This window comes from Shewanella sp. ECSMB14102 (assembly GCF_000813075.1).
In the GTDB taxonomy this organism is placed as follows: domain Bacteria; phylum Pseudomonadota; class Gammaproteobacteria; order Enterobacterales; family Shewanellaceae; genus Shewanella; species Shewanella indica.
Map to the genome: position 1 here is coordinate 148,241 of NZ_JWGX01000006.1, position 25,879 is coordinate 174,119.

A 25,879-nucleotide genomic window follows, 5' to 3' on the forward strand; every position below is an offset into this window, starting at 1 on the left:
CAAACACTGAATTGCACTCTTGCTTCTCTTTGCTTGTAGCTCGCTCGCCAAGATACATGCGCCATATTGAAACAATATGATATAGATGTCGGATGCGTCTGAATCTTATCTCAACAAGGTAAATTTACGTGCGACCACGGGGCTTTCACTCTACTATAATAACAATTAATCAACATATTTCTTTTGATGATCCCCTGTAGAGTGAAAAGATGACAGATACCGAAGAAGCCTTGGCTCTACTAGCTGCGCCCTGTACAGATAAGCGTTTTTTTCAACGGGCACTGCGCGCACTCGCCTTGGTGACCCAATGTCGCTGGGCAGGTTTTGGCCGACTTAAAAATGCCTCACAAGGCGAGGTCATTGCCTTTTGTGACAACAAACAGTCCCTCCCTGGGTTTGATTTTGAACTGGCGGGTTCTCCCTGTGAGTCTCTCTATCAACAACAGGAAATCTGCACTCATCTACTCCACGCCCGTGATCTGCAAAAACGTTTTCCCCACTTTAGCCTGTTCCGCGAGATAGGCGCCCAGAGTTATCAGGCCGAGCTGATCCTCGGCAGCGATGGCAAACCGGTCGGCCATATTTTTGTGCTAGATACCCTGCCCCAGGCCGAAAGTGCAAAGTCAAAAGAGTTTTTCCGGATCTTGGCCCAACGTATCGGTCTCGAATATCACAGGATGTTGGTCAGTCGCGAGCTCACCATGCACAAGCAGATGATAGCCACCACAGATCATCTGCTGGCATTTATCGGTACAGACTACTGCTACCATATGGTCTCCAAAGGGTATGAGCAGCTTTTCAACCGCACCCAAGAGGAGATAATAGGTAAGCAGATAGCTGAGCTGCACGGTGTAAAGACATTTGAGAAGAAGATCCGACCACTACTTGAACGGGCCTTTAACGGCGAAACACCGGAAGCCAATCATTGGTTGCATCCACCGCATCTAACAGCGCCGCTGCTGATGAGTGTACGACACTCACCCTGCATCAATGATGCTGGCGAAATTTGCGGCGTCATAGTCTCGTCCCACGACATCACCCGCCTGTCGGCGCTGGCATTGTCCAGTCTGGGCACTGAAGCATTGAACCTTAATACCGGGAGCCTTAATACAAAGAACCTAAGCCCAGAGAACCTAAACGCAGAGAACCTAAACGCAGAGAGCCTGAGCCCAAAATTATGCCCGGAGTTAAAAACCGCCAATTCCTGAAATTGCACGCCACGTTTTTAACAGAATACAGCAAGCAAAAGGCCTGCATCTGCAGGCCTTTCAAGGATGTGTTTAGGGAAAGGTTCCAATGAAAATCACAGATGGTGCAACAGCCCCAATGGACTATCGATAATGGCCTTTGGCGCCGCTTCATGTAAGCGTTCGCGGCTATGGGCGCCATAACTGACCCCAATGGCATCCATACCGGCACCGGTAGCCATATTGAGATCGTGTACCGAATCACCCACCATCAAGGCTCTCTCAGGCGCTATCTTTAATTCAGCCAATAGCTGTTGCAGCATGTCCGGGTGGGGTTTACTTCTCGCCTCATCGGCGCTACGACTGGCATGAAAAAAATCTCCAAGCCCAGTTTCCCGCAGTACACGTTCAAGACCTGCCCTTGCCTTACCTGTCGCCACCGCCAGCAGATACTTCTCACTGCGAAGCTGTGACAGCAGTGCCGGAGTTTCACTGAAAAGTGGGCTAGGCGTGGTATCAAGCATCAGGAACTGCTGCTTATATTCCTCTCTGATCGCCTGATATTCGTCAACACTTCCTGCTGGATAGAGGCATTGCAGAGCCTCTGTCATCGACAGACCAATAATGTCACGTACTGCCTGCTCCGAGGGGATAGGCAATGCCATAGCCCTTGCCGTATTTTCCATGCAGCGGACAATCTTGCCTATCGAGTCCATCAGGGTACCGTCCCAATCGAATATCAGTAGCTCATATGCCTTCATGGGCGGTTTCCTTATTTCTTTCTATACCCGAGTGAGTTTGTCCAACAACTCAAGCAGTACAGGATCCAGGGGGGCCTGCACTGTCATTTCAGTCTCTGTGTCAGGATGAGTGAACTTAAGTTGCGCCGCATGCAGAAACAGGCGGTTCAACCCAAGTGCCCGCATACTGTCATCAAACTTTTGCTCACTGTACTTTTCGTCACAGGCAATAGGATGACCGGCATACTGGCAGTGCACCCGGATCTGATGAGTACGGCCGGTTACCGGACTCGCCTGCACCAGTGTCGCACCATCATAACGCTGCAAAATTTTGAAACGGGTTTCCGAGGCCTTGCCTTCGGTATTCACCCGTACAATGCGTTCACCCGACTTAAGTGTCAACTTCAGCAATGGCGCCTTAACCACCTTGTCGTGCTTTTGCCACTCACCGCGAACCAGCGCCTGATAGTCTTTTTGCATCTGCTTATGTCTGAGTTGGTCATGCAGGTGCTTTAGCGCGCTGCGCTTCTTGGCAACCAAAAGCACTCCTGAGGTGTCTTTATCCAAACGGTGCACCAACTCAAGAAACTTTTGCTGCGGTCGCAGCGATCTCAGCGCTTCAATCACGCCGTAATCGACACCACTGCCACCGTGTACGGCGATGCCGGCAGGTTTGTTCAGTACCAGAATATGCTTGTCTTCAAACAGAATTCTGTCTTCTAGGCGCGATACCCGCTCCAGATTGGCAGAAGGCGCAGTGCGATAGTTATCTTCACTGACCCGAACCGGTGGAATGCGTACCTGGTCCCCTTCGGCCAACTTATATTCGGGCTTTATCCGCTTCTTGTTGACCCTGACTTCGCCCTTGCGCACTATGCGATAGATCATGCTCTTGGGCACGCCCTTGAGTTTGCTGAGCAAAAAATTGTCAATGCGCTGGCCAACATTGTCTTCATCAATGGTCACCAGGCGAACTTGCTGATTGGGTGATGGCGTCTCGGTATTCATAACACTTATGTTGCGGTTCGGGGCGCGCTATTGTACAACATGTTGAGGCTTTTGATTGCCGATTTTTTTGAATTCGGCTATATTTCAGCGGCGAACCCTGCGTATTGATGAGCCTTTGCTCAATCTATGAACGGTTCGAACGGTGGAAAGCGCTTGAGCGATGTCTGACCTCCGAGGTCGCAAATAATTGATTTGCAAACTGTATATAAAAGAACACTACTGAAAAAATTGTTTTTACGGTTAAACCTGGACGGAAACACGAAATTCAGACCACTTTCAAGCCGCCACTATGCTGTTTTCGAAAGTTAATGTTAACTCGTCATCAAACGACAAGGCTCGACTTCGGCATTACCGGATTATTATTGAAGAATTTATGGGGTTGGTTGATGTTTTACAACGAATTCCTTGTTTTTGTAATCATTGAAAAATAAGCCATAAATAGGATGCGACACGCAGCGAATGCGTCTAACAGCAATGCGCACCTCCCTGCCTGGAGGAACGCCGAGAGGCGTCGCCCGAATGAGACCAGGCCCGTAATGCAGCGACCTGTACGTTTGATGACCTCTTATTAAGAAGAATTACGTCATCATGAAACGGATGTTAATCAATGCGACTCAATCCGAGGAGTTGCGCGTTGCCCTGGTTGATGGGCAACAGCTTTATGATCTGGATATCGAAAGCCCAGGCCATGAGCAGAAAAAAGCCAATATTTATAAAGGTAAAATCACCCGCGTAGAACCCTCTCTGGAAGCGGCATTTGTTGACTATGGCGCCGAGCGTCATGGTTTTCTACCACTGAAAGAGATCGCCCGTGAATACTTCCCTAAAGGTTATTCCTTCCAGGGGCGTCCCAGTATTAAAGAAGTGGTCAGCGAAGGCCAGGAAGTCATAGTTCAGATAGATAAAGAGGAACGTGGCAACAAAGGCGCTGCCTTGACCACCTTTATCAGTCTGGCCGGGTCGTACCTGGTACTCATGCCCAATAACCCTCGCGCCGGTGGTATCTCCCGCCGGATTGAAGGTGATGAGCGCACCGAGTTGAAAGCGGCCATGGAAAACCTGGAAGTGCCCAACGGTATGGGGCTGATTGTTCGCACCGCAGGTGTTGGCAAGGCTGCCGCCGATCTGCAGTGGGACTTGAAGGTATTGCTGCACCATTGGACAGCGATTCAGGAAGCGGCCGAGAGTCGCCCGGCTCCTTTCCTTATTCATCAGGAAAGCAATGTTATCGTTCGCGCCATCCGTGATTACCTGCGCCGTGATGTAGGCGAAATTCTAATCGATCACCCACAAATTTATGCCGATGCCAAGCAGCATATCGCCCTGGTACGTCCTGATTTTGTCGACAGAGTCAAACCCTACTCATCTGAAGTGCCGCTCTTTACCCACTATCAGATTGAGTCACAGATAGAATCTGCATTCCAGCGCGAAGTCAGACTGCCTTCCGGCGGTTCTATCGTTATCGATCCCACCGAAGCGCTGACCTCTATCGATATCAACTCAGCCAGAGCCACCAAGGGCGGCGATATCGAAGAAACCGCACTGAATACCAATCTGGAAGCCGCCGACGAGATTGCCCGTCAGCTGCGTCTGCGCGACTTGGGCGGCCTGGTGGTTATCGACTTCATCGATATGACTCCGGTCAGACACCAACGCGAAGTGGAAAACCGTCTGCGTGATGCCGTTCACCATGACCGTGCCCGAGTGCAATTAGGCCGTATTTCCCGCTTCGGTCTGATGGAAATGTCCCGTCAGCGTCTGCGTCCGTCTCTGGAAGAGTCAGCCGCTCACATCTGCCCTCGTTGTAACGGTCAGGGCACCATTCGTGGTACCGAGTCACTGGCACTGTCGATTCTGCGCCTGATGGAAGAAGAAGCCATCAAGGAAAACACCTCTCAGATTGAGGCCATAGTGCCCGTGGATGTCGCAGCTTACCTGCTGAACGAAAAGCGCAAGGCCATACGCATCACAGAGCAGCGCCATGAAGTTGAAGTCTATGTGATCCCGGATCCACATATGATGACCCCGAACTACCGTGTGGTGCGTCATCGCAAGGACGACCAGATCTCTGAAGTCAGCTACCAGCGTGTGGAAGAGCCGGAGAACAAACTGTATGAACCACGTAAACTGGAACGTGCTGCTGCACCCAAGCCAGCACTGAGTGGTTTTGCTACACCTATCAAGCAGGAAACTGCCGAAGCACCGCAGACAGCCAAACCAGCGGTCAAAGCCGCAGCGACTGAAGCGGCCAAGCCCGGGATAATTTCCCGTTTCTTTGCCGCCTTGGGTGCCCTCTTCTCCTCTTCCGAGCCACAAGCCGACAAGAAGCAGGAAAAGAGCACTAAAGACAATCAGGAAAGCAACGGCCAGAACAACCGCCGTAACCGTCGCAATGACCGCAACGACAGACGTCGCAAGAGTGGTGATGACAAAGACGCTAACCGCGATTCACGCAGCCGCAACCGCAAATCGGCCGCTAACGAGCGCCCTGCCCGTGATAAGGACGAACAAGGCAACAAGCGCCAGGCAAACGACTCCGGTAAACCAACCCGTAGTGACCGTAGCGACAAGGCTCCCAAGTCTGAAGCTTTGGATGAACGCAAGAGCCGCAGCAAGGCCCGTGACGAAAGCGAGCAGGAACCAAAACAGGAAGCCGCCCGTGAGCGTCGCCAACGTCGCAACCTGCGTCGTAAAGTGCGCATTGAGGCCAACGATGCACAGGAAGCCGTTGATAACACAGCAGAGGCAACCAGCGCCGAAGTGAAAGCCAGCGCCCAGGCCAAACCTGAAGTAAAGGTCGAGACAAAAACCGAGACCAAGCCGACTCGCGCCAAAGAGACAGGTAACAAGGATAACGCCGAGCAAGCCGACAAACCACGCCGCAGCCGCCGTAAGCCTGCCGCAGCTCAGGCTGAGTCCAAGGAAATGGAAGTTCAGGCCAAAGTTGAAGCCAAGTCAGAAGCCAAGAGCGAAACCACTACCGAGCTGAAGGGTGAAGAGTCAACTCAGGTTGCCACTAAAGCCCAAGGTACAGGGGTTTCACAAGACATTCAGGCAAGCGCCGAAGTCAGCCCTGTTGTCAATGCTGAGCAAATCGCTGAAACCAGTGTTCAAGATAGTGGTGTTCAAAGTAATGCCGAAGCCATCGAGAGCGCTGAAGAAGACGATAAGCCCAAGCGCGAAGGACAACGCCGTAGCCGCCGCAGCCCTCGTCATTTGCGTGCTGCCGGTCAGCGTCGCCGCCGTACCGAACAGGAAGGCGAAGAGTCCGAAAGCCCTGAAAAGGTAAGCACTGAAAAAGCAGCCACTGAAGCAGCAAATAACGCTAAAGAAGTGGTTGTTACCGAGGCATCAGCGCCGGCTGCTGCCGTTGAAGTCGATGCCGAGCAAGCAAAGCCTGCCGACAAAGCTCAAGAGCCAGCACAAGCTGAACCTCAAGTTGTTGCCAAGCCGACTCCTCAGGTTGAAGCCAAGCCGGCTCCTCAGGTTGAAGCCAAAGCGGAAACCAAAGCCGAAGCTCAGGTTGAGACAAAGCCTCAAGCCGAGGTCGCTGCCAAGGTAGAAGCCGTTGCCGATGCAAAAGCCGCCGAAGTAGAGGTAAAGGCTGAGCCCAAAACAGCAGAAGCCGAACCAGCGCCTGAAGCCAAAGCTGAAAAAGCTGAAGTTGCAAAAGCTGAGCCCGTCGAAGCTGCGCCATCAAAGGCAGTAGAGAAAGCGAGCGAAGCACCCAAGGCTAAAACTGTTGAAGTCGCAGCAGCCAAGCCCAAGGCAGAAACTGCATCGGCAAGCGTCGCCGCCTCAGCCCCTATGGCCAAGCCGGCTGCTATCAGCCGCCCTGCGCGTCAGGCAAGCAATCAAGCCAAGGAAAGCCCGGCAGCAGCACCTGCAACAACCCAGGCAAGTGCCGCACCAAGAGTCAGTCGCTTCAGCACCATGGTTGGCTCAGATACAACCAAGCCACAGGTGGATCAACGTGCTCACGTTGAAGTGCCCAAAGGCCGAGAGTATCTGGCCAATGGCGAAACCGCGCCACGCAAGAGCCATGGTAACAGCGCCGAGTCAGATATGGCCCGTCCCTGAACCTAAGTGTTGCTGAGAAAAAACCATGCCCTCGGGCATGGTTTTTTTATTTTGATCTGCTTCACACTTCTGTCACAACAGAAATTTTGCTAGTATGCGCAACTTTGTTTTTAACCCTCAAGATGGGATCCCAAGCTGAATGTTTGAACTGATACGCCATAAAACCAGCAGTCACAAGGCGGATATACTCTCCGGCCTAACGGTTGCTATGGCGCTGGTGCCCGAAGCGGTAGCCTTTGCCTTCGTTGCTAAAGTAGAACCTATGGTGGGCCTTTATGCCGCCTTTATCATGGGACTGATCACGGCCCTCATCGGCGGCCGTCCCGGCATGATCTCAGGCGCCACCGGCGCGATGGCCGTGGTCATGACCAGCCTGGTGGTGTCTCACGGCGTCAGCTATCTGTTTGCTGCCGTGGTGCTGGCCGGGGTAATTCAAATTACCGCCGGAGCACTGCGTCTTGGCAAGTTCATCCGCATAGTGCCTTATCCTGTGATGATAGGCTTCGTCAACGGCCTGGCCATAGTGATATTCCTGGCGCAACTGGGGCAATTCCAGGTCAAAGTCGGCGAAGAGGAGATGGCCTGGTTGCCCGGTGCCGATATCTGGCTGATGCTGGCGCTGATAGCCATGACGATGGCCATCATACATTTTCTGCCTAAACTGACCACAGCCGTGCCTTCATCCCTGGTGGCCATACTGGCAGTAACCGCTCTGGTGGTAGGCCTGGATTTGGATACCCGCAACGTGCTCGATTATTTGCGCAATATGAGCGGTAATCCTGAGGCAACTATCGCCGGCACACTGCCAAGCTTTGCCATTCCGGCCGTGCCCTTCAACCTGGAAACCCTTTATATCATAGCGCCCTATGCCGTTATCCTGGCAGCTGTTGGCCTGATTGAATCTCTGCTGACTCTGACAGTGGTCGATGAGATGACCCAGACCCGCGGCCGTGGCAACAAGGAATGTGTCGGCCAAGGCGTGGGTAACGTCACCAGTGGCTTTTTCGGTGCCATGGGTGGCTGCGCCATGATTGGTCAGTCGATGATTAACATCAACTCAGGGGGCCGCGGTCGTCTTTCCGGGATCACCGCCGCCCTCACCTTACTGTGCTTTATTCTGTTTGCCGCCGCCTTTATCGAGATGATCCCGCTGGCCGCCTTGGTCGGGGTCATGTTTATGGTGGTGCTGGGAACCTTTGAGTGGGCCAGCTTTAAAGTGATGCGTAAGGTGCCCAAGCACGATGCCTTTGTTATTGTGCTGGTGACTGTGGTGACGGTATTTACCGATCTGGCGATTGCGGTATTTGTCGGGGTGATAGTATCTGCGCTGGTATTTGCCTGGGAGCATGCCAAACAGATCAGTGCTCAAAAGAGCATAGATGCCAACGGTTGGGCGGTTTACCGTCTCAATGGCCCACTGTTTTTCGGCTCAGCGGCTTCGTTCCTTGAGTTGTTCGATGCCAACAATGACCCCAAGGATGTCGTGGTCGACTTCCAGTCATCCCGGGTCTGTGACCACTCGGCTCTGGATGCCATAGACACCTTGGCCGAGCGCTATGTGAATCAAGGCAAACGCCTGCATCTTCGTCATCTTTCCAACGACTGCAAACAGTTGCTGCACAAGGCCGGCGATCTGGTGGAAGTCAATCTGATTGAAGATCCCAGATACAAGATTGCCGACGACAAGTTGGACTCATAATTTAACACTGTCCAGGCCTTAAAAAAACGGCAAGCTGAGGCTTGCCGTTTTTTCTATTCTACTTCAGCTTGGCCCTGAAACGCCGCCTCACCTTATCCAGCTTGGGTTTGATCACCAAGGCACAATAAGGCTGCTCACCATGAAGCGCAAAATAGTCGTTATGATAGTCCTCCGCCGGATAGAAACCATCAAAGGCGGTCAACTCTGTCACTATAGGTGCGCCGAATAAGCCTTCCTCATCCAGCGCTTTAATCATGGAGGACGCCACCTCAAGCTGCTTATCCGAGTGCGCGAAAATCACCGAACGATACTGAGGCCCCACGTCGTTACCCTGGCGATTCAAGGTGGTGGGGTCATGACTGACAAAGAACACCTCCAACAGCTCGGCATAGCTGATGACAGTGGGGTCAAAAACTATCTGCACCACTTCGGCATGGCCGGTTGCGCCGCTGCATACCGCCTTGTAGTTGGCATCTTTTGCCGCGCCGCCGGCATAGCCGGAAGTCACTTGCGTAACCCCGGCCAAGCTTAAAAAAACCGCCTCTGAACACCAAAAACAGCCGCCGCCCAGGGTGGCCGTCTCCAAACGCTTTTCAGTTGCCGGCTGCAAAGCCTCGGCATCATCTATGGCCTCAAAGACCATGGAGACAGAATTGACGCAATGTCGCAAGTTCTTGGCCGTTAACCCCTCTCCTTCAAACACATGTCCCAGATGACCACCACATTGACTGCAGACAATTTCGGTTCTGCGACCATCGGCGTCGGGTATCCGGGTGACGGCACCGGAGATTTCATCATCAAAGGCGGGCCAGCCACAATGGGCATTGAATTTATGCTCGGACAAATACAATGGGGCGCCGCATTTGCGGCAAAGATATCGCCCCTTGGCATTGTGTTGATACAGCTCTCCACTGAAAGGGCGCTCTGTGCCTTTTTCCTCTATGACATAACGCTCAAACTCGTTCAGGGGTTTCATTTAACGCTCCTCGATTACTCTGCGTAACCCATAAGACCCAAATTGCAGCGGTTACCCTTCACTCTAGTTACACAGAGCCATAAAAGTGACTTGGATCACTTTACGTTGCCCCTATAAAGACATCAAGGTAGACTTGCGCCCGGGTCACCCGACTGCCAACAAAATGTCCATAGAGACACAAGTATCGGGTCAATAAAAAATAACCAAGAAAGATGATGATGAAACTGGAAACCATAGACTATCGCGCCGCAGATGCTGCCGAGCGCTTTGTAGAATCCCTGCGCAGCACCGGCTTTGGCGTGTTGAGCAACCACCCTATTTCACAACACTTGGTGCAGGATATCTACCGCGACTGGCAGGAGTTCTTCAACAGTGAAGAGAAGCAGGCCTTCATGTTCAAGCCGGAAACCCAGGATGGTTTCTTTCCGGCGAGCATTTCAGAAACCGCCAAAGGCCATACGGTCAAAGACATCAAAGAGTACTTTCACGTCTACCCCTGGGGCCGCATTCCTGAGCAATTGCAGGACAATATCCTCACCTACTACCAAGAAGCCAATGCGCTGGCCGCCGAGCTTCTGGACTGGGTCGAGGTGCACTCGCCTGCCGAGGTGGCAGCCAACTACCGCACAGCGCTGTCGCAAATGATAGCCAATAGCCACAAGACGCTGCTGCGGGTACTGCATTATCCGCCGATGACTGGCGATGAGACCCCAGGCGCCATTCGTGCCGCTGCCCATGAGGATATCAACCTGCTCACCGTATTGCCCGCCGCCAACGAGCCCGGGCTGCAAGTGAAGAGCCTCGACGGAGAATGGTTGGATGTTCCCAGCGATTTTGGCAACCTTATCATAAACATAGGCGATATGCTCCAGGAGGCTTCCGCCGGTTACTTCCCATCGACCACTCATAGGGTGATCAACCCGGAAGGCGCCGATATGAGCAAGTCGCGGATCTCACTGCCGCTGTTCCTGCATCCTCGTCCCGACGTTGTGCTGTCAGAGCGCTATACCGCCGACAGCTACCTGATGGAGCGCCTGCGCGAACTTGGGGTTATCTAGCGCCTGCGGGCGCTTTTTTCAGTTCGGAATGCTACAATAGCGCTCTTTTTTCAGTTTTCAGCAGGATAAGCAATAGATGGCGATTCAATGGTATCCGGGACACATGCACAAGGCCCGCAAAGAGATAGAAGAGGTGATGCCTCAGATAGATCTGGTGATCGAAGTGCTGGACGCCCGAATACCTTACAGCAGTGAAAACCCCATGGTGGCCAAGCTGCGCCAGGACAAGCCTTGTATCAAGTTGCTGAATAAGTCTGATCTGGCCGATCCCGAGATAACCAATCGTTGGATTGAGTACCTGGAGCAGGAACAAGGAGTGCGGGCACAAGCCATCACTACCCTGCAACCTGCCATGGTCAGAAAGATCCCCGAGCTATGCCGCAAACTGGTTCCCGTGAGCGAAGGTGCGCTCAAGGATATTCGCACCATGATCATGGGCATCCCCAATGTGGGCAAGTCCACCATCATCAACACCCTGGCCGGCCGGGTGATTGCCAAAACAGGTAATGAACCTGCGGTGACCAAGGCGCAGCAAAGGATCAACCTCAAAAACGGCATAGTGCTGTCCGACACGCCGGGGATCCTTTGGCCCAAGGTGGACAATGAAGCCTCGGGTTATCGTCTGGCGGTCACAGGTGCCATCAAGGACACCGCCATGGAATATGAGGATGTGGCCCTGTTTGCTGCAGCTTATTTCCTGCATGCTTACCCGGAGGCGATGATGGAGCGTTATAAGCTGACCTCCCTGCCCGCCACCGATATCGAATTACTCGAAGAGATAGGCCGCAGGCGCGGCGCCCTCAGAAGCGGCGGTCATATCGATTTGCACAAGGCCTCGGAACTGCTGCTGCATGAATTCCGCTCTGGGAAAATCGGCCAGCTGTCACTGGAAACGCCGGAAATGGCCCAGGCAGAAGAGGCGGAAGTGGCCAAGCTGCTGGCAGAGAAAGAGGCCATGAAGCAGGCAAAGAAAGAAGCCGACAAGCTGAAGCGCGCCGGCAAACGCCATCAGGGTTAAGCTTCCCTCAAGAAGCAAGCTTAACGGAAACGGGCCACAAATCGTGGCCTGTTTTTGTTTGTCACTTATCCGACCAATTATCCAACTAAATTCCGCATAAGCTTAATGTTAGTCCTTTGCAGAACCGCTCACCGCACAGGCGGGATAATCTTCTGTCTGGCGGCCTGGATCCGGGCAAACAGTCCGGCAATGCTCAACTCCAACAGATCCAAAACCTGCTCAAATCCGCTGTCGCCACCATAGTAAGGATCCGGGACTTCCCTGATGGGGGTATCGGCAAAGTCCAGCATCAAGGCCAGCTTGTGTTTGTAAATCTGCGGACAAGCCTCATATAGGGCCTGAAGATTCTCACGATCGGCCGCCAGAATAAGATCGAAATGAGCAAAGTCCTGTGCGCACACCTGCCTGGCTTTGATCCCTGAAAAGTCCAGCCCGCGCCGCTCACCGGCGGCGCGGGCGCGCCTGTCCGGCGACTCCCCAGCGTGATAGCCTATGGTACCGGCAGAATCCAACTCCAGTGTCAGCCCCATGGCCTGAGCCTTGGCCCGGGCCACAGCTTCAGCGCTTGGTGAACGGCAAATATTGCCCATACAAACCATTAAGATACGGTTGATTTCACCCTCATTGACACTTGGCACGCTTTGAAATTCCACCTTAAGGTTCCTTATTGGCTGACTCGGCAGGATTGCGTTCCGCAGCCGGGTCGGCGACAGAGACTTTTGCCTCAATAACCTCTGCCGGGAAACTGAGTCGATAGTCGGATCTTACCCTAAGGAAGCGGGCAAACCTAGGCTTGCCGCCCGAGGTCAGCCCGGAGAAAGCAAAAGTCACCCAGGTTCCGGGAAGAGGCGGTGAAGCCCTCTCGGCATCGGTGAAACCTGTTCCCAAGCGAAAGCTTACCCCAGCCTCGGTTTCCACCAGCAAGGCGCCCATCATGCCTTGATACTTGCCCTTTCCCGGAAGTATCGCCAGCACTTTCGCCTCGGCATCTTCCACAGGTTTGAGCTTTAACAAGGCGTCACTGCGTCCCTCCAGATACATGGCATCGATGCGGTGCGCCATCAGGCCTTCGCCCCCTTTGGCCACCACCTGTTGTAACCACAGATGTAGCTCTTGCGTGCTGCTGAGACGCCGCTGCTCAATGACATAGAGATAAGGGGTCAGTTGGTGATACTGCTTGAACGCCTGATAACGTTCGGCAAACGCCATTGTCAGCCCGGGGGCATCGAACAGATAAAAGCCCAGCTGACGCCAGGAGTCTGCTTCGCCTAAACCTCTGGCCAGCAATGATGCAGTATCAAAGCTGTGATAGCCGCCCCAAAGTTCTCCTTCGAGTGCCACTGCAGGAAAGTCTTTCACAAACCAAACTGGTGCAGGAATCACTCTGCCCGAGCGGCTCAGCAAACGCCTGCCGTCCCATCTGGCGCGGACACCATCGAGTTTTTCACTGACAAGGAAATCCTTGATTTCGGCCTTTTGTTGTTGCCAACGACCGGCCAGCTCCGGGGCCGGCAATTCTCTATCGGCGCCCGCCGGAAACGAGATCAGAAAAGACAAGGCCAGCAGAAAAGTTTGCAGCAGTAACAGCATGGCCGGAAAACATTTAAGGTATGCTGTTGTCGGTAAAGATTGCGAATATTGCATAAGCCCTCCCTGGCTGTCGGCCAATTGCCTGCTACATCCTATAGCAGAGACCATAACTACAAGGATCAAAACTATAAAGACCAAAACTATAAAGAGTATAGAAAGTCTTGGCAGTTATGGTGACAACAGGTGTAACGATTATCGAAACGACCCTACCCGCTTTGCCAAACCTTCCGCCTTGGCATAATAACGGCCAAACACCCTTGGTGGGTGAAGTAACTGTTATATCAGCGGCAAGATGAGCTGCTATAATGCCGCCGCACCTTGGAAACCTCAGCGCCACTACACTACTAGCCAAACTAGTCACTGGTGACCAACGCGAGGACAATAAAGGAGCGACAAGTTGCAACCCCATTAACCCAGGAACCTTTCACGGTTCAACGGGTCTTTATACAGCAACCGGCCATAGCCACAGATCAAGAATTGAGAGAATATGAAACCCGCCAACAATCACGGACTGAAACGCATTTTCCGCGCCACCGGCTTTTCCATGAAAGGACTGAACTCAGCCTGGAAACATGAAGCCGCCTTTCGTCAGGAAGCCGTACTGGCATTGTTAATGATCCCATTGGCGTTATATCTGGATGTGGCCAAGACAGAAAAATTACTGCTGATAGCAACGATATTTATCGTCATTATTACCGAACTGTTGAATTCAGCCATTGAAGCCGTGGTCGACAGAGTGGGTGATGAAATTCATCCCTTGAGCGGCCAGGCCAAAGATATTGCCTCGGCGGCGGTCTTTATCAGCTTGTGTTTATGCGGCCTGACCTGGGCCGTGGTTATCTGGCCTCTGGTGTTCTAAAGCGCTTTACTATGTTGAATGCACGCTTTGGTATTTTGAATGCTTCAGTAAGGAAACCGGGCATCAAGGCAAAACGCTCAATGCCCAGCCAAATTTAGAACTGACTTCTGAGGTAGTTGACCGCTTGCAGTATCTGCTCCAAGCGGTCGTTGCCCGGCAAGTAGGCTACATAGACATTACGTCTGAGCGGTGTTTTATCATCAATCACAAACAGCTCCCCTTTCGCCAGATAAGGTTCTATCATGTTTTGCGGCAAAAATGCACTGCCGCCATTATTGAGCAGAAAGTCCAGCGCAATACGGGCCGAGCCGGTATGCAGCACGGGAATGGGTAACTCGGCATAGTCTCTGGCATGTTGAATATTAAACGCCGTGCCCCAATCGACCTTGATGTAATGCCTGCCTGCCAACTCAGTCACTGAGGACGCCGCAGCAGTGCTCACCAGATGCAGTGACACCTCCCCTATCTGCAACAGTTCAAACTCGTCCAGCTTAGGGGGATCAAAGGCAATGGCCAGATCCAGCGTCCGGTCCATCAGCTGTTTGGTCATCGCCGCCGACGCCAGAATTTCGGTGCGCAGCGCCACTCCGGCAAGCCCCTGATGTAAACCCTGCATATATCCCTGTAGATATGCGTCCCAAATATTGGGCGCCGCGCCGATAACCAATTGTACCGACTGGTGCTCACTCAAGGAGATATCCTGTTTGGCCCGCTCCCAGGCGGTCAGTACCGCTTCGGCATGCGCCAGCATCCGCACCCCGGCCGGGGTCGGTTGTATGTTGTTTCGCTGCCGCTCAAACAGCTCAACGCCGAGAATACTCTCCAACTGCTTTACCCTGAAAGATACTGCACTGCGGGTCAGATAGAGGTTCTCGGCGGCCTTCCCAAAATGGCGGGTATGGGAAACTTCCAGAAATGTTTTGAGTAAATCCGTGTCCATAAAAAATTCTTTATCGTCATAGACAAATTTTTTTGATTTATAAATCAATCATACTAGCCAATACTCTGCTTGCAAATCTCCTCAAGAACCATTTTGTAAGGAATATCGCCATGTTGACCACGACTCCTTCACCATCGGCACTGCAGAGTGCATCTATGCAACAAGCCGCCAATGAGAGTTTCGTCAGCGAACGCCGTTTCTATGACGACAAGAACTTCCCCAAAGGCTTTCGCCGCAGCGGGGATTTTACTTACAACGAAGCAGAATTACTCGAAAAACATGGCGTTGCCATGCAGGCTCTGGCGGAAGGACGCCAAGCCCCCCGAAATCCGGAGGAGAGTCATTTTGTTGAAGTTGTCCGCGGAAATTCCGCTCCCGGTAGCTTGTTGGAAAAGATCTGGGTAAAGTATGTCAAGTTGGCTTCTGGGAAGCCTTTCTACGCAGTTGTCGGCACCAATTTGGTGAAAAAGGCCGATGCTGAGTATCTTGACGATATGATAGATGACGATGTTCAGGATGAGCCTGAACTAGAGGATGACCAATGAAAATTAGGGTTTGCGACTAAATGCGTGGTTGGATTTTATATAAAGAGACCGCGACTCAGCTAAAACCTGAATTGTATGAAATTAACCGATTGTTGGAGGCTGCCAAGGCCGACAATATCGAACTTGAGGTCTATGCTCCCGATGAGTTTGACCTCACAGTGACCCGAGAGGACAACAAGAGTATTTTACTGAACGGGCAACCAGTGGAGTTGCCCGATTTTATTATTCCCCGTATGGGCTCGGGTACCACCTATTTTGCCTTGGCGATTATCCGCCACCTGGAACGTCTTGGCGTTTATTGCCTTAACTCTTCCAAGGCGATAGAAACCGTTAAAGACAAGCTGTTTTCCCAGCAACTGTTGGCCGAAAAGAATCTGCCAACTCCCAAGACCATGCTGGTGAAATTCCCGGTGGATGTTGACCTGGTTGAACGTCACTTGGGTTTTCCTGTAGTGATCAAGACACTGTCCGGCTCGCAAGGCAGCGGTGTGTTTCTGTCGCACAAGGCGCGCGAGTTCGATGATCTGATGCAGCTTATCGAGGCCACCAACAAGAATGCCAACATTATTCTGCAGGAGTTTATCTCCAACAGTCACGGTCGGGACTTGCGAGTCTTTACCATAGGTGGCCGGGTAGCGGGATGCTATGAGAGACGCGGCCAAGAGGACAGTTTCAAAGCCAATGTCAGCGCCGGTGGCTCAGCCAGCCCCTTTGCGGTGACGCCTGAAATAGAGTGGCTGGCAACCCAGACCGCCAATATTTTGGATCTGGATGTCGCCGGAATCGATCTGCTATTCGATAATGGTCACTACAAGATTTGCGAGGCCAACTCCTCGCCGGGCTTTGAAGGACTGGAATCCTGCCTCAATCTGGATATCGCGGCACAAATACTGCACTTTATCCGTATCCGTTTGGGCATGTTCAACAAGGACTCCAAGAAAAGCAACAGCAGCGAGTCCAAGGGCTGATCCGAACACGAGCTTTAATATAAGACTGAAGCGCTCCATTAACGGAGCGCTTTTTTGTTGCGGATCATAAAAATCGATAACTTTACAAACATTTTATTCACACAAAGCACTATTCTGGTTTAGACTCTCTGCAACCGCGCGGATTTTCAGCATCCGAAAATACAAGAAGTGTCGCCCCAAGAGCGAACCCAAAAGCACTCAAACCGCGCATGTGCCGAATTACCCCGGATAAGGAATCTCTGAGAAGGCACTTGGATTATCTGAGTAATAAAAAGAGATCACCCCATTGTTGATAACACATTCAATTAACATTTCGGGTTCAAGACTGGTGTTGACACTACTCCTGCTCTGCTGCGCGGCCAACTCTGCTCAGGCCGGCGAGTGGAGTCTGAATATAGGTGGTTTCTATTCCCAGTCCGACACCAATATGCAAGTCACAGATCCCTTGTTAGGCAACGATTTCGAACTGGATTTCGAATCGGATCTGCAGTTGGCGGAAAATGAGTTTCTGCCCTTGTTTGAATTGGGATATCGCTTCAACGACAGACACCATATCTATATCGACTGGAAACAACTGCATCGCAGCGCCGAAACTCAAGCCGTCAGCAGGCCATTTCAAATCCAGATTGATGACACTGTTTATGACGTCAAGGCCGGGGGCCAATTAGGCACAAGCCTTAATATTGATATCGTTCGTATTGGCTATGGCTATGATCTGTTTCAGGGCAACGGTTATAACATAGGGGTCAGTGTCGGCTTGCACACTATGTTGATTGACAGCAGTTTTGAGGGTTCCATTGGCGCCTGTGCAACTTCAGAACTCAGCGGCAATATCTGCAGCGCTCAACCTATTCCCAGAGTGGTAGATGAAAGTGTGACTGCACCTTTGCCGAATATCGGCCTCTTTGGTGACTATGAACTGGCGCCAGGTTGGCAACTTAATCTACATGCCCAATATTTTTCCGTGCGTCTGGATGACCTTGAAGGCTCATTGGTCGATATCAGAGCCGGTATGAAAACAGCGCTGAGTGACAACTGGGACATCAGTGTGGCGTACAACTATTACAAGGTAGATGTGGATGTGCGTCAGAGCACATCCAATGCCGAGGTAAAAGTGGCCGACTACAATATTTACTATAGTTTTATCGGCCCCATGTTATCTGTCAGCTATCGCTTCTAAGACCAATGTAAAAAACCGGGGACAGAACCCCGGTTTACGCTTTAAAGCATCCTTCTCAGCGCAGATCCTGAGCCCGACGTTTCTTGAAATCCGAATCTTCAAGCCATTGGGGCCAGTCATTGTTGTTGGCCAACCGTGCCAGAATATCGCTTATCAAGGCCAAGTCCTGCTGAACCCCATCCAGACTCCAGCTGGGGTCATAATCATCGGCTGCCTTATGATATTTGTGGGCAATATAATCCGGGTCTGTATCTCCCAAACTCATAAACAGCAAGCCGGGTACCCCTTCCTTGGCCAGAGCGAAATGGTCCGAGCGGAACATTAAGCCATTTTGCGGCCGCGGATCGGCCTTGACACTGCGTCCCTGCCCTTTGGCGGCATCATTCAGATACTGCTCCAACTCTGACACGCCCTCACCATAACGCAGGATATAATCCACGCCTTTGCCCATATTCATGCCGTCTATATTGAGAAATGCCACCAGTTGCTTGGTGGGAACCGGAGGATTTTCAGCAAAGTACTGGGCGCCAATGAGTCCGGTTTCCTCGGCAGTAAAGGCGCTGAACAGAATCGAGCGTTTCGGGGCTTCAATGCCCTTTTGCTGTTTGAAATGCTTTGCCAGTGCCAGAACACCGGCCACACCGGAGGCATTATCCACAGCGCCGTTGAGCACCACTTCCTTGCCATCTTCAATGGTCTTTCCCAGGTGATCCCAGTGAGCATGCATCACCAAGTATTCATTTTTACGCTCGGTTCCAGGCAACAGGGCCGCCACATTGTGGGATTGCGCCAGTTCTATCTTGTTGTTCAAGGTCAGATTGGCCTTGAGTTTCAACGGCACCGCCTTGAAGCCTTTATTGACCGCCTGTTGCTTCAAGGTGTCAAAGTCCAGACCCGCCTGGCTGAACAGCTTCTTGGCACTATCGTGCTGGATCCACCCCATCACGCCAAGCGATGATGCGTTGTTGTCTTTATCCACCAGGGTGTACTTGGTATTGGTGTTACTGTTACGCACCACTCCCCAACCGTAAGCGGCGGGCGCAGTTTCATGCACAATAAACACGGCCTCGGCGCCCTGACGGGCCGCTTCTTCATATTTATAGGTCCAGCGACCGTAATAGGTCATGGCATTGCCCTTGAATACCAGGGGATCCTGAGTGGCAAAGCCGGGATCATTGACCAGCACAATCAGGGTCTTACCACGAACATCCAGGCCTTCAAAGTCATTCCAGCCGTATTCCGGGGCATTGATACCGTAGCCGACAAATACCACTTCGCTGTCTTGCAGCTCCACCTTGGGCGTCACTCTTTGAGTGCGGGCGGTAAACTCCTCGCCATTGCTGAAACTCATTGAACCCAGCTTAAGCTGCATATTCTGATCTGCGCTGATCCTGGCCATGGGAACGGCTTGCAGGTAACTGTTGCCAAACCCGGGCTCAAGCCCTATCTCCTTGAAAGCCTCGGTAAGGTAATCCAAGGTCAGCTGTTCACCTGTCGACAAAGGCGCACGGCCTCCAAAAGCATCGCTGGCAAGGGTTTTCACATCCTGGCGATAGCGGGATTCATCCAGTTCAAAGGGAGCTGCCAACGCCAGAGCAGGCGTTAACAGTGTGGCCAACAGGCTACACACAGAGGTAAATTTCACGACTTCATTCCTTGCTATTATCTATTTTGTTCAGCCATTGTAACAGCGGCGCAGCATTCGGCAATCGGCGCAACAAGGTGACATTCCGTGAGCCTTTGGATCCACAAGCGGCCTGATTTATGTCAAGCTGAATAGCTAATTGCATCAACAATGAGCTTCTCCATCGCCATGACTCTGCTTCAGCAAGCCGCCCAATACCTGAAAAAAGCCTTACCGCTGATGTTGAAATATCGGATACCGACGACGCCGGTCAACTATGCGCTCTGGTATGCCTATGTCAGCGAGCGCAATCCGGCACTCAATGCCAGCCTGGATCAAACCGTCAGCCAGTACAATACCTGTCCGCCCTCCACTGCGGAACTTCTCTACCGTTATCATCTGGCCCCGGAAGATGAACTGGATGTCAGAGATATTCGCCAGAGTATGGAGGCGATAGCGACCGAGCTGTCGCAGTCGCTCAAGGATACCAGCTGCAATGCCGACAGCTTTCGCGCCAAAATCGAGCGTAATTTCGGCCGTCTGAGCCGCTTGGATCAAGACGCCATGGATCTTGAACAGGTGATGGGCATGGTCCGAGCCCTGGTGCAAGACTCGGATGATATTCGCAGCAGCACGGATTATTTGAGCTCGCAACTGAGCAAGGCCCAGCAGGAGATAGACAGCCTGCGGCTACAGCTGCAAAACACCGAAAAAGACATATTGTTTGATGCACTCACCGGCTGCCTTAACCGCCGCGCCTTCGATGCCGACTTCGATAGCTTGTTGAGTCAGTCACCGAAGGGTTGCTGCCTTATTCTGGTGGATGTGGATCACTTCAAGCGTTTCAACGATGAATATGGGCATCTTTTGGGGGATCAGGTGCTCAAGGCGGTGGCCAAGCGTCTGCAGGATAGTTGCCGTGACGGCACCAAGTTGTATCGTTTCGGTGGTGAAGAGTTCGCTATTCTGGTGCCGACCAGTCAGCTGAGAGTGGCACGGCAACTGGCCGAAGCCATGAGACGGGCACTGGAGAAGGTTAGCGTCAGAGACAGACGCAAGGGCCAGCTCATCAGCAATATCAGCGCCTCCTTCGGGGTTGCCGAGTGGCAGCAAATGGATACCCGCCAATCCCTTACCGAACGCGCCGACACCTTGCTCTATGAAGCCAAGCGTTTGGGCCGCAATCGGGTGATGCCGATATCAGGCTGAAACCGCCAGCGTCTGCAAGGCTTCTGCCTGCACCACAAATCTAAGCTCGGCACCGCCACTCAGGCTGTCGAAGGGATAACAGGTGATCAGCGTCAATAGCCGCTCATCACTGCCCATCAACCAAGGTGTCTCAGATTCATGCACAACTGCGGTAGCCCGTATTCGATAAAAATGGATCTGGCCATCCATGCCCTGCAAGCGGATCTCCTGCCCCACCCTGGCCCCGGCCAGAATCGCGAAATGGGTATCCCTGTGACCGGCAATCACGGTATTGCCTGTCTCTCCGGCACCGGCTCCCGAGAGCATCTGCGCCGGTCCAAAGGCCAGGTTACGGCCACTGGCCCCGGCCAGCACATAGAGTGGCTCATGCTTGCCTATCCACAATTTGGCCGTAGGGTGGGTATCGGCCCAGGACCAGGGTTTGTGTGCCTGACCGTCAGTCAGACTCTTGGCCCAGGCCTTTTCAATCAAAAACTGGGCGAACATGGCTTTGGCTTGCATATATCCTCCTTTAACCAGCATGGCCGAACCCGCCACGACCAGAACAACTATCACTATTGAGCAGATATCGCTAAAGCGCCCCCTATTGACCGAGGGCATAGCGCCTGCTGTCAGGGCCTGATGAGCCTGGCTCATCGCCCCGCCTCCTCACAAGCACGGCCGCCAAAGGCCCTGGGGAAAGCCGCCAGCATCAGCGCCGCCAGCAAACTTGCCAACCCCAACAGCAACATCAGCCGGCTGTCGGTGGCGGTCTGCGGCAACTTGCCCTGCCAGCCCTTGGGCGCATGACTGGCCACTTGCCCTTCCCGGGTCGCCGCGGCGTCCGGATTGACCGGGGTGACATCCACTGCCACCAGGCTGGTGTACGGACTGACCAAGTGATACTTAAGCGACAGCGCTGTGACCTGGCGTTCAATGCGTTCACTGTTGGCAGCATCTTTGGTCAGCTCCAGCGCGGCTATCTGTTTTCTGGCCCAGATGAGATCCAGCCCTTTGGGCTCAGCCTTGGCATTGAGCGCCAGCTCCTGCTGCCAGAATTGGCCATCGATAAGACCGGATACGATAACGGCCTTGTGGTCATTGCTACGCTGTTTGATGCTCACCAATACCGGCTCACCCTGATAGAGATCCGGAATTTGTGCCGGCCAGTAATCCGGCACTGTGCCGTCAGGGTAGCGCAGCGACACATCTGTGATCCTGGGAGCAGAGATTTTTTCCAGCAAGGCAACCACCTTTTGCTCCACCTCCTGCATCTTGCCAATATAGGTAAAGCTGCCACGCCCCAGTTCGGCGGCGCGCTGCATAAAGTGGGAGTTGGGCGCACTGCCTATGCCTACGGTAAACAGGCGGTTGTCGCCGAGCCTGTCTTTAATCAGTTCAAACAGCGCCTGTTCATTGCCTACGGCGCCATCTGTCATGAAAATCACTTGCCTGAGCGCCTTAACCTCACCTTGTGTGCCGACTTTATTTTGAGCGGCAAAATCATTATTCAATGCCAACTCCAGCGCCTTGGACATCTCGGTGCCACCGTTGGCTTCCAGGGCGCGAATAAACTGCTGCGCCCGACCTATATTGTGGGCGGTCGCCGGCAAAGAGTTTGCCGCCATGGTTTGCACTGTAGAGTTGAATTCAACAACATTGAAACTGTCCTCCGGTTTGAGGCTGCTCAAGGCATACAGCAGTGCCTGTTTGGCCTGAACTATTGCATCTCCCCCCATGGAGCCGGAAGTATCTATCACCAGAATAAGCTCCCTGGGCAAGGGCTTGGCCACTTCTTTGTTCTGTGGAGGCATCAACATCAATAGACTGTATTCATCCCTGGCAGCTTGGCCTTCGGCCTGCGCTAAAGAAGGTGCTGGGGTATGGGTCTGGCCTTGCTGGCTGAACAGCGCCGCTGCGGGCTTAACGCCCGGATCCGCTTGCCATTGCAACACAAAGTCGCTGTCGGCCTTGGTATTGTCTTGTTGCAACTGCACCCGAATACGGCCATCACTCAGGGTTTGTTGAGAAATAGCATGATAAGGGGACTCCAGCGACAGCAAGGGAAAACCGGCATCCAGGATAATATCCAAACTGAGGCGATTATCCTGGCCACTGCTGTGCGCATGGGGGCTTTGCGCTTGGGAGCTTTTAAGATCAAAGCTTTCGCCATCAGCGCCGGTGAACATCTTTTCAAGGCCCACAGCTTCAATCACAGGGCTCAGCAACCGCGCCGCCTCTTCCACGCCTTTGAAGCCTTGCAGCATGCTTTGAGGCAGATAACGGGGCGTGTGGGTCATGGGAAAGCGCAGGCTGAACTGACCATCACGGTAATCCAATGCCTGCTGGTAGCTGAAGCTGACTTTAAGGGTTTCCCCCGGGGCCAGATTGGCCACCTGAGTGGTGAACAGGTTGGGCCGCTCCTGGCTCAGTAAACTGGCGCGCTTGCCCTGAGCCTTGGCCTGCTCAAAAGTGCGCTTGGCCTCTTCCTTTGGTTGAATGACCCCCTCGATGATCCGCTCACCTATTCTCAGCTGCATGCTGTCCACCGCCGCCTCATTGGGCAGCGGGAACAGGTAACGGCCGTGGATCCACTCCTGGGTATCATTGGTGAATGACTGGGTGACGTTGACTCTGTTACTCCAGCCACTGATGCTCATGCTGACGTCGGTTGCCAGTGCCGGGACCTGAGTGTCGCCAAAGGCGAGTACCCCGGCACCGGGCCACTGCGGATTATCTATCAGTTGAAGGGTACCTTCCTGAGCCTGGGCACTTGCAGACTCTTCGGCAAGTTGGGGGCCATTCTCGGCCCAGGCTTCAACCGAGCTCACCAGGTTGAACACCAGCAGTGCCAGCAGGGCAAAGCCTGAAAATTGCAGGGCGTTAACGGCCCGGCATAAATAAGTATCCGAATCGCTGTGACTGGCAGCAGGCATTCTCTGAAACTGCTCGTTTTCCTGCCGAGGGATATCCATATTCATTTTATCGTTCCCTCTCAATTGCCGCTTTGTTGATTGGCTGCCAGGGCAGCGCCCTGAGTCTGCAATTTCAGCGTGACCCGACGGTCAAAGAAGTCGCTCTCGCGGCTCTGTTTGGCACTGAGGGGTGAACTGGCGCCAAAAGCCTGGGTTTGCAAACGCTCTTCGGCAACGCCTTGGCTAATCAAATAACTTTTCACCGCCTCAACCCGCTGCTCGGACAGCGTCTGGTTGTAATCAGAATTACCGCGGCGATCGGCATAGCCGGTCAGATCCAACATCAGCTCAGGCGACAGGCTCATGGCAAAAGCCAAATCGTCCAACTGGCGGGCAAAGTGGGGTTCGATTTCGGCGGTGCCGGTACGAAACTGCACATTCATACCCACTATCAACTCTTCGAGCTGGGCAGCCCGGTCGCGGGAAAGCGCATTGAGGCGGCTCTGGGCATCGGCGTATTGCAACGATAACTCCTTCAGCGCCCGCTGCTTCTCACTGAGACTCGCCAGTTGTTCGGTTTGCTCGGCCAACTGTTGCTGCTGACTCTTGAGCTGCTCGTCATCGCCCACAGACTTACCCACTATGCCGCCGGTGAAGGCACCGATAACGGCCCCTACAGGCCCCCCAACCACGGCGCCCAGCAGTGCGCCTGCGCCAAAGCCAACCAACTCTTCATTGTGGTCTCTCTCCTGAGTCGGTAAGTTTGGCTGGCTGTCGGCGTGCGCCAGAGAAGAAGTCAGCAACAGTGATGCCATGATCAGGGAGGCTCTGGGGGTCTTTTTCATCATCTCGATTCCTTTTGTCTTGTAGAGCTTGCTGCCAAACTGGCAGCGTTCCTCGTCGTTGAGATGATTAAACCCCATTGAAATGGCAAGTCTGGGGAGCAAAAATGGCACTTTGGCTATCAATTGTGGCAACAAAATGGCAATCGGAAACGATCGCTTTTTTCACGGCTAAAATCCTGTATAGTCACGGCTATTCAAGGCTCGGCAGGAACAAGAGGCAGATGAAACGCATTGCCATAGTGGAAGATGAAGCTGCAATAAGAGAAAACTACAAAGATGTGCTGCAATCACAGGGTTACTCTGTACAGACTTACGCCAACCGCCCCGAGGCGATGCAGGCCTTCAACACCCGCTTACCGGATCTGGCCATTATTGACATAGGTCTGGAGCATGAAATCGACGGTGGCTTTACCTTATGCCAGTCGCTGCGGGCGATGTCGGGCACCCTGCCGATTATTTTTCTCACTGCCAGAGACAGCGACTTCGATACGGTTTGTGGTCTGCGTCTGGGTGCCGATGACTACCTGAGTAAAGATGTCAGTTTTCCCCATTTGCTGGCGCGGTTGGCGGCGCTGTTTCGCCGCTGCGAACTCGCCGGCAGCAGCGCTCCGGCCGACACCCTGATGGAGCGCGGCGCCCTCACCATAGATGCCAATCGAATTCAGGTATATTGGCAACAGCAGCCGATTGAATTGACAGTGACCGAATTCTGGATGGTGTACGCCCTGGCCAAACATCCCGGCCATGTGCGCAGCCGCACCGAGTTGATGCAGGAAGCCAAGATTTATGTCGATGACAGCACCATTACCTCACATGTAAAGCGGATCCGGCGTAAGTTTATCGCCGCCGATCCGGCCTTTGACTGCATAGATACCGTCTACGGCATGGGTTATCGCTGGGATCCCGAATCTTGAAGTTCCCCTCTTATCACCCGCCAATAGGCCTCAGAACCAAGACTCTGGTACTGTCGCTGTTTTTGCTGTGCCTGCCCTGGCTTGGCTATCAGTATGTGTGGGAGATGGAGAAATATCTGCGTCACGGCCAGGAGAAAACCCTGGAAGGGACCACTCAGGCCCTGGCTACGGCGCTGCATGAAAGACCCAGACTGTTCGACAGTCAGGCCAGTTTCCTCAATCAAGTGGAAAAGGGCCGCGATCTTTACGCCTACCCGCTCAACGGCCCCATTCAGCTGGATGGCCGCCTCAATGATTGGGAGACTTACCGCCATCGCGCCATGACCTATGGCGAAGAACATACCCTGATGCGCTTGAGTGACAGCCAATCAACGCTGAGCTTTACCCATATGGTCGGTAAATATGGCGGCTACCTTTACGGCTTTTTCGAGGTAACGGATCCAAAGGGGATTTACCGCGGCCGCAACAGCCTGAGTGTGGATCGCAACGACTATCTGGCTATCGCCACCCTGGCCCCGGATGGCCGTTTTCGCCGCTATACCATA

21 protein-coding genes and 1 pseudogene are annotated in these 25,879 nt (G+C 53.1%); 12 read left to right on the forward strand and 10 right to left on the reverse strand.

The genetic code is table 11. From position 1 onward, the window contains the following. The first annotated feature begins 209 nt into the window (after window positions 1–209). Window positions 210–1,208 carry a PAS domain-containing protein gene (locus RC73_RS03355; protein ID WP_052247966.1) on the forward strand — a complete coding sequence of 333 codons (999 nt, stop codon included), beginning with the start codon at window positions 210–212 and terminating at the stop codon, window positions 1,206–1,208. A 95-nt stretch (window positions 1,209–1,303) separates the two neighbouring features. On the opposite strand, the gene RC73_RS03360 is transcribed toward RC73_RS03355, so the two are convergent. Then, window positions 1,304–1,948, reverse strand: coding sequence for an HAD-IA family hydrolase (locus tag RC73_RS03360; protein WP_039033291.1), 645 nt, complete (start codon window positions 1,946–1,948; stop codon window positions 1,304–1,306). A 21-nt stretch (window positions 1,949–1,969) separates the two neighbouring features. Then, window positions 1,970–2,935: a 23S rRNA pseudouridine(955/2504/2580) synthase RluC gene (gene rluC / locus RC73_RS03365; RefSeq protein ID WP_039033292.1), complete on the reverse strand. Its 966-nt coding sequence runs from the start codon at window positions 2,933–2,935 to the stop codon at window positions 1,970–1,972. Between the two features lie 588 nt (window positions 2,936–3,523). Between rluC and rne the strand changes: the two genes are divergently transcribed. Both rne and RC73_RS03375 read left to right on the forward strand, forming a co-directional pair. Next, window positions 3,524–7,015, forward strand: coding sequence for a ribonuclease E (rne, locus tag RC73_RS03370; RefSeq protein WP_039033293.1), 3,492 nt, complete (start codon window positions 3,524–3,526; stop codon window positions 7,013–7,015). A gap of 139 nt (window positions 7,016–7,154) precedes the next feature. Continuing rightward, on the forward strand, window positions 7,155–8,714 hold the full coding sequence (locus tag RC73_RS03375) for a SulP family inorganic anion transporter (protein WP_039033294.1): 1,560 nt from the start codon (window positions 7,155–7,157) through the stop codon (window positions 8,712–8,714). Window positions 8,715–8,772: 58 nt separating this feature from the next. Here RC73_RS03375 and RC73_RS03380 read toward each other — a convergent pair whose 3' ends face one another. After that, complete coding sequence (locus RC73_RS03380; protein WP_039033295.1) at window positions 8,773–9,690, reverse strand: bifunctional methionine sulfoxide reductase B/A protein; 918 nt, start codon at window positions 9,688–9,690, stop codon at window positions 8,773–8,775. Between the two features lie 218 nt (window positions 9,691–9,908). Here RC73_RS03380 and RC73_RS03385 point away from each other — a divergent pair, with 218 nt between their 5' ends. Further along, on the forward strand, window positions 9,909–10,748 hold the full coding sequence (locus RC73_RS03385; protein ID WP_039033333.1) for an isopenicillin N synthase family dioxygenase: 840 nt from the start codon (window positions 9,909–9,911) through the stop codon (window positions 10,746–10,748). 76 nt (window positions 10,749–10,824) lie between these two features. After that, complete coding sequence (gene ylqF / locus RC73_RS03390; protein WP_039033296.1) at window positions 10,825–11,766, forward strand: ribosome biogenesis GTPase YlqF; 942 nt, start codon at window positions 10,825–10,827, stop codon at window positions 11,764–11,766. Between the two features lie 128 nt (window positions 11,767–11,894). On the opposite strand, the gene RC73_RS03395 is transcribed toward ylqF, so the two are convergent. Both RC73_RS03395 and RC73_RS03400 read right to left on the reverse strand, forming a co-directional pair. Then, window positions 11,895–12,365, reverse strand: coding sequence for a low molecular weight protein-tyrosine-phosphatase (locus tag RC73_RS03395; RefSeq protein ID WP_039033334.1), 471 nt, complete (start codon window positions 12,363–12,365; stop codon window positions 11,895–11,897). Window positions 12,366–12,420: 55 nt separating this feature from the next. Beyond that, on the reverse strand, window positions 12,421–13,410 hold the full coding sequence (locus RC73_RS03400) for a DNA ligase (RefSeq protein ID WP_235369953.1): 990 nt from the start codon (window positions 13,408–13,410) through the stop codon (window positions 12,421–12,423). 433 nt (window positions 13,411–13,843) lie between these two features. Here RC73_RS03400 and RC73_RS03405 point away from each other — a divergent pair, with 433 nt between their 5' ends. Continuing rightward, a complete protein-coding gene (locus RC73_RS03405; RefSeq protein WP_039033297.1) occupies window positions 13,844–14,215 on the forward strand; it encodes a diacylglycerol kinase in 372 nt (123 codons plus the stop codon). Window positions 14,216–14,309: 94 nt separating this feature from the next. Here RC73_RS03405 and hdfR read toward each other — a convergent pair whose 3' ends face one another. After that, window positions 14,310–15,155, reverse strand: a complete 846-nt coding sequence (gene hdfR, locus RC73_RS03410; protein WP_039033336.1) for an HTH-type transcriptional regulator HdfR — start codon at window positions 15,153–15,155, stop codon at window positions 14,310–14,312. A gap of 110 nt (window positions 15,156–15,265) precedes the next feature. On the opposite strand from hdfR, the gene RC73_RS03415 reads away from it, so the two are divergent. The 3 genes from RC73_RS03415 to RC73_RS03425 all read left to right on the forward strand — a co-directional run bounded on the left by RC73_RS03415 (window position 15,266) and on the right by RC73_RS03425 (window position 17,848). Next, complete coding sequence (locus tag RC73_RS03415; RefSeq protein ID WP_039033298.1) at window positions 15,266–15,700, forward strand: DUF413 domain-containing protein; 435 nt, start codon at window positions 15,266–15,268, stop codon at window positions 15,698–15,700. Between the two features lie 20 nt (window positions 15,701–15,720). Beyond that, window positions 15,721–16,668, forward strand: coding sequence for an ATP-grasp domain-containing protein (locus RC73_RS03420; protein ID WP_039033299.1), 948 nt, complete (start codon window positions 15,721–15,723; stop codon window positions 16,666–16,668). 328 nt (window positions 16,669–16,996) lie between these two features. Continuing rightward, window positions 16,997–17,848 carry an outer membrane beta-barrel protein gene (locus RC73_RS03425; protein ID WP_233962340.1) on the forward strand — a complete coding sequence of 284 codons (852 nt, stop codon included), beginning with the start codon at window positions 16,997–16,999 and terminating at the stop codon, window positions 17,846–17,848. A gap of 55 nt (window positions 17,849–17,903) precedes the next feature. On the opposite strand, the gene RC73_RS03430 is transcribed toward RC73_RS03425, so the two are convergent. Next, window positions 17,904–19,493, reverse strand: coding sequence for a M28 family metallopeptidase (locus RC73_RS03430; RefSeq protein WP_039033300.1), 1,590 nt, complete (start codon window positions 19,491–19,493; stop codon window positions 17,904–17,906). 162 nt (window positions 19,494–19,655) lie between these two features. On the opposite strand from RC73_RS03430, the gene RC73_RS03435 reads away from it, so the two are divergent. Beyond that, complete coding sequence (locus RC73_RS03435) at window positions 19,656–20,681, forward strand: GGDEF domain-containing protein (RefSeq protein ID WP_039033338.1); 1,026 nt, start codon at window positions 19,656–19,658, stop codon at window positions 20,679–20,681. Here the strand turns inward: RC73_RS03435 and RC73_RS03440 are convergent. The 3 genes from RC73_RS03440 to pdsO are packed head-to-tail and all read right to left on the reverse strand — an operon-like array spanning window position 20,673 to window position 24,423. Next, entirely contained in the window at window positions 20,673–21,281 is a 609-nt protein-coding gene (locus RC73_RS03440; protein ID WP_052247971.1) for a class GN sortase, read from the reverse strand. The genes RC73_RS03435 and RC73_RS03440 overlap by 9 nt on opposite strands. 32 nt (window positions 21,282–21,313) lie before the next feature. Further along, on the reverse strand, window positions 21,314–23,641 hold the full coding sequence (locus RC73_RS03445; RefSeq protein ID WP_052247967.1) for a marine proteobacterial sortase target protein: 2,328 nt from the start codon (window positions 23,639–23,641) through the stop codon (window positions 21,314–21,316). Window positions 23,642–23,655: 14 nt separating this feature from the next. Then, window positions 23,656–24,423, reverse strand: coding sequence for a sortase-associated OmpA-like protein PdsO (gene pdsO / locus RC73_RS03450; protein WP_039033341.1), 768 nt, complete (start codon window positions 24,421–24,423; stop codon window positions 23,656–23,658). Between the two features lie 218 nt (window positions 24,424–24,641). On the opposite strand from pdsO, the gene pdsR reads away from it, so the two are divergent. Both pdsR and RC73_RS03460 read left to right on the forward strand, forming a co-directional pair. After that, the gene (pdsR, locus tag RC73_RS03455; RefSeq protein ID WP_025009526.1) at window positions 24,642–25,334 is read left to right on the forward strand and encodes a proteobacterial dedicated sortase system response regulator; all 693 of its coding nucleotides are present in this window, start codon (window positions 24,642–24,644) and stop codon (window positions 25,332–25,334) included. Continuing rightward, window positions 25,331–25,879, forward strand: a pseudogene (locus RC73_RS03460) (proteobacterial dedicated sortase system histidine kinase); the annotation flags it as partial. The gene pdsR and the pseudogene RC73_RS03460, both read left to right, overlap by 4 nt.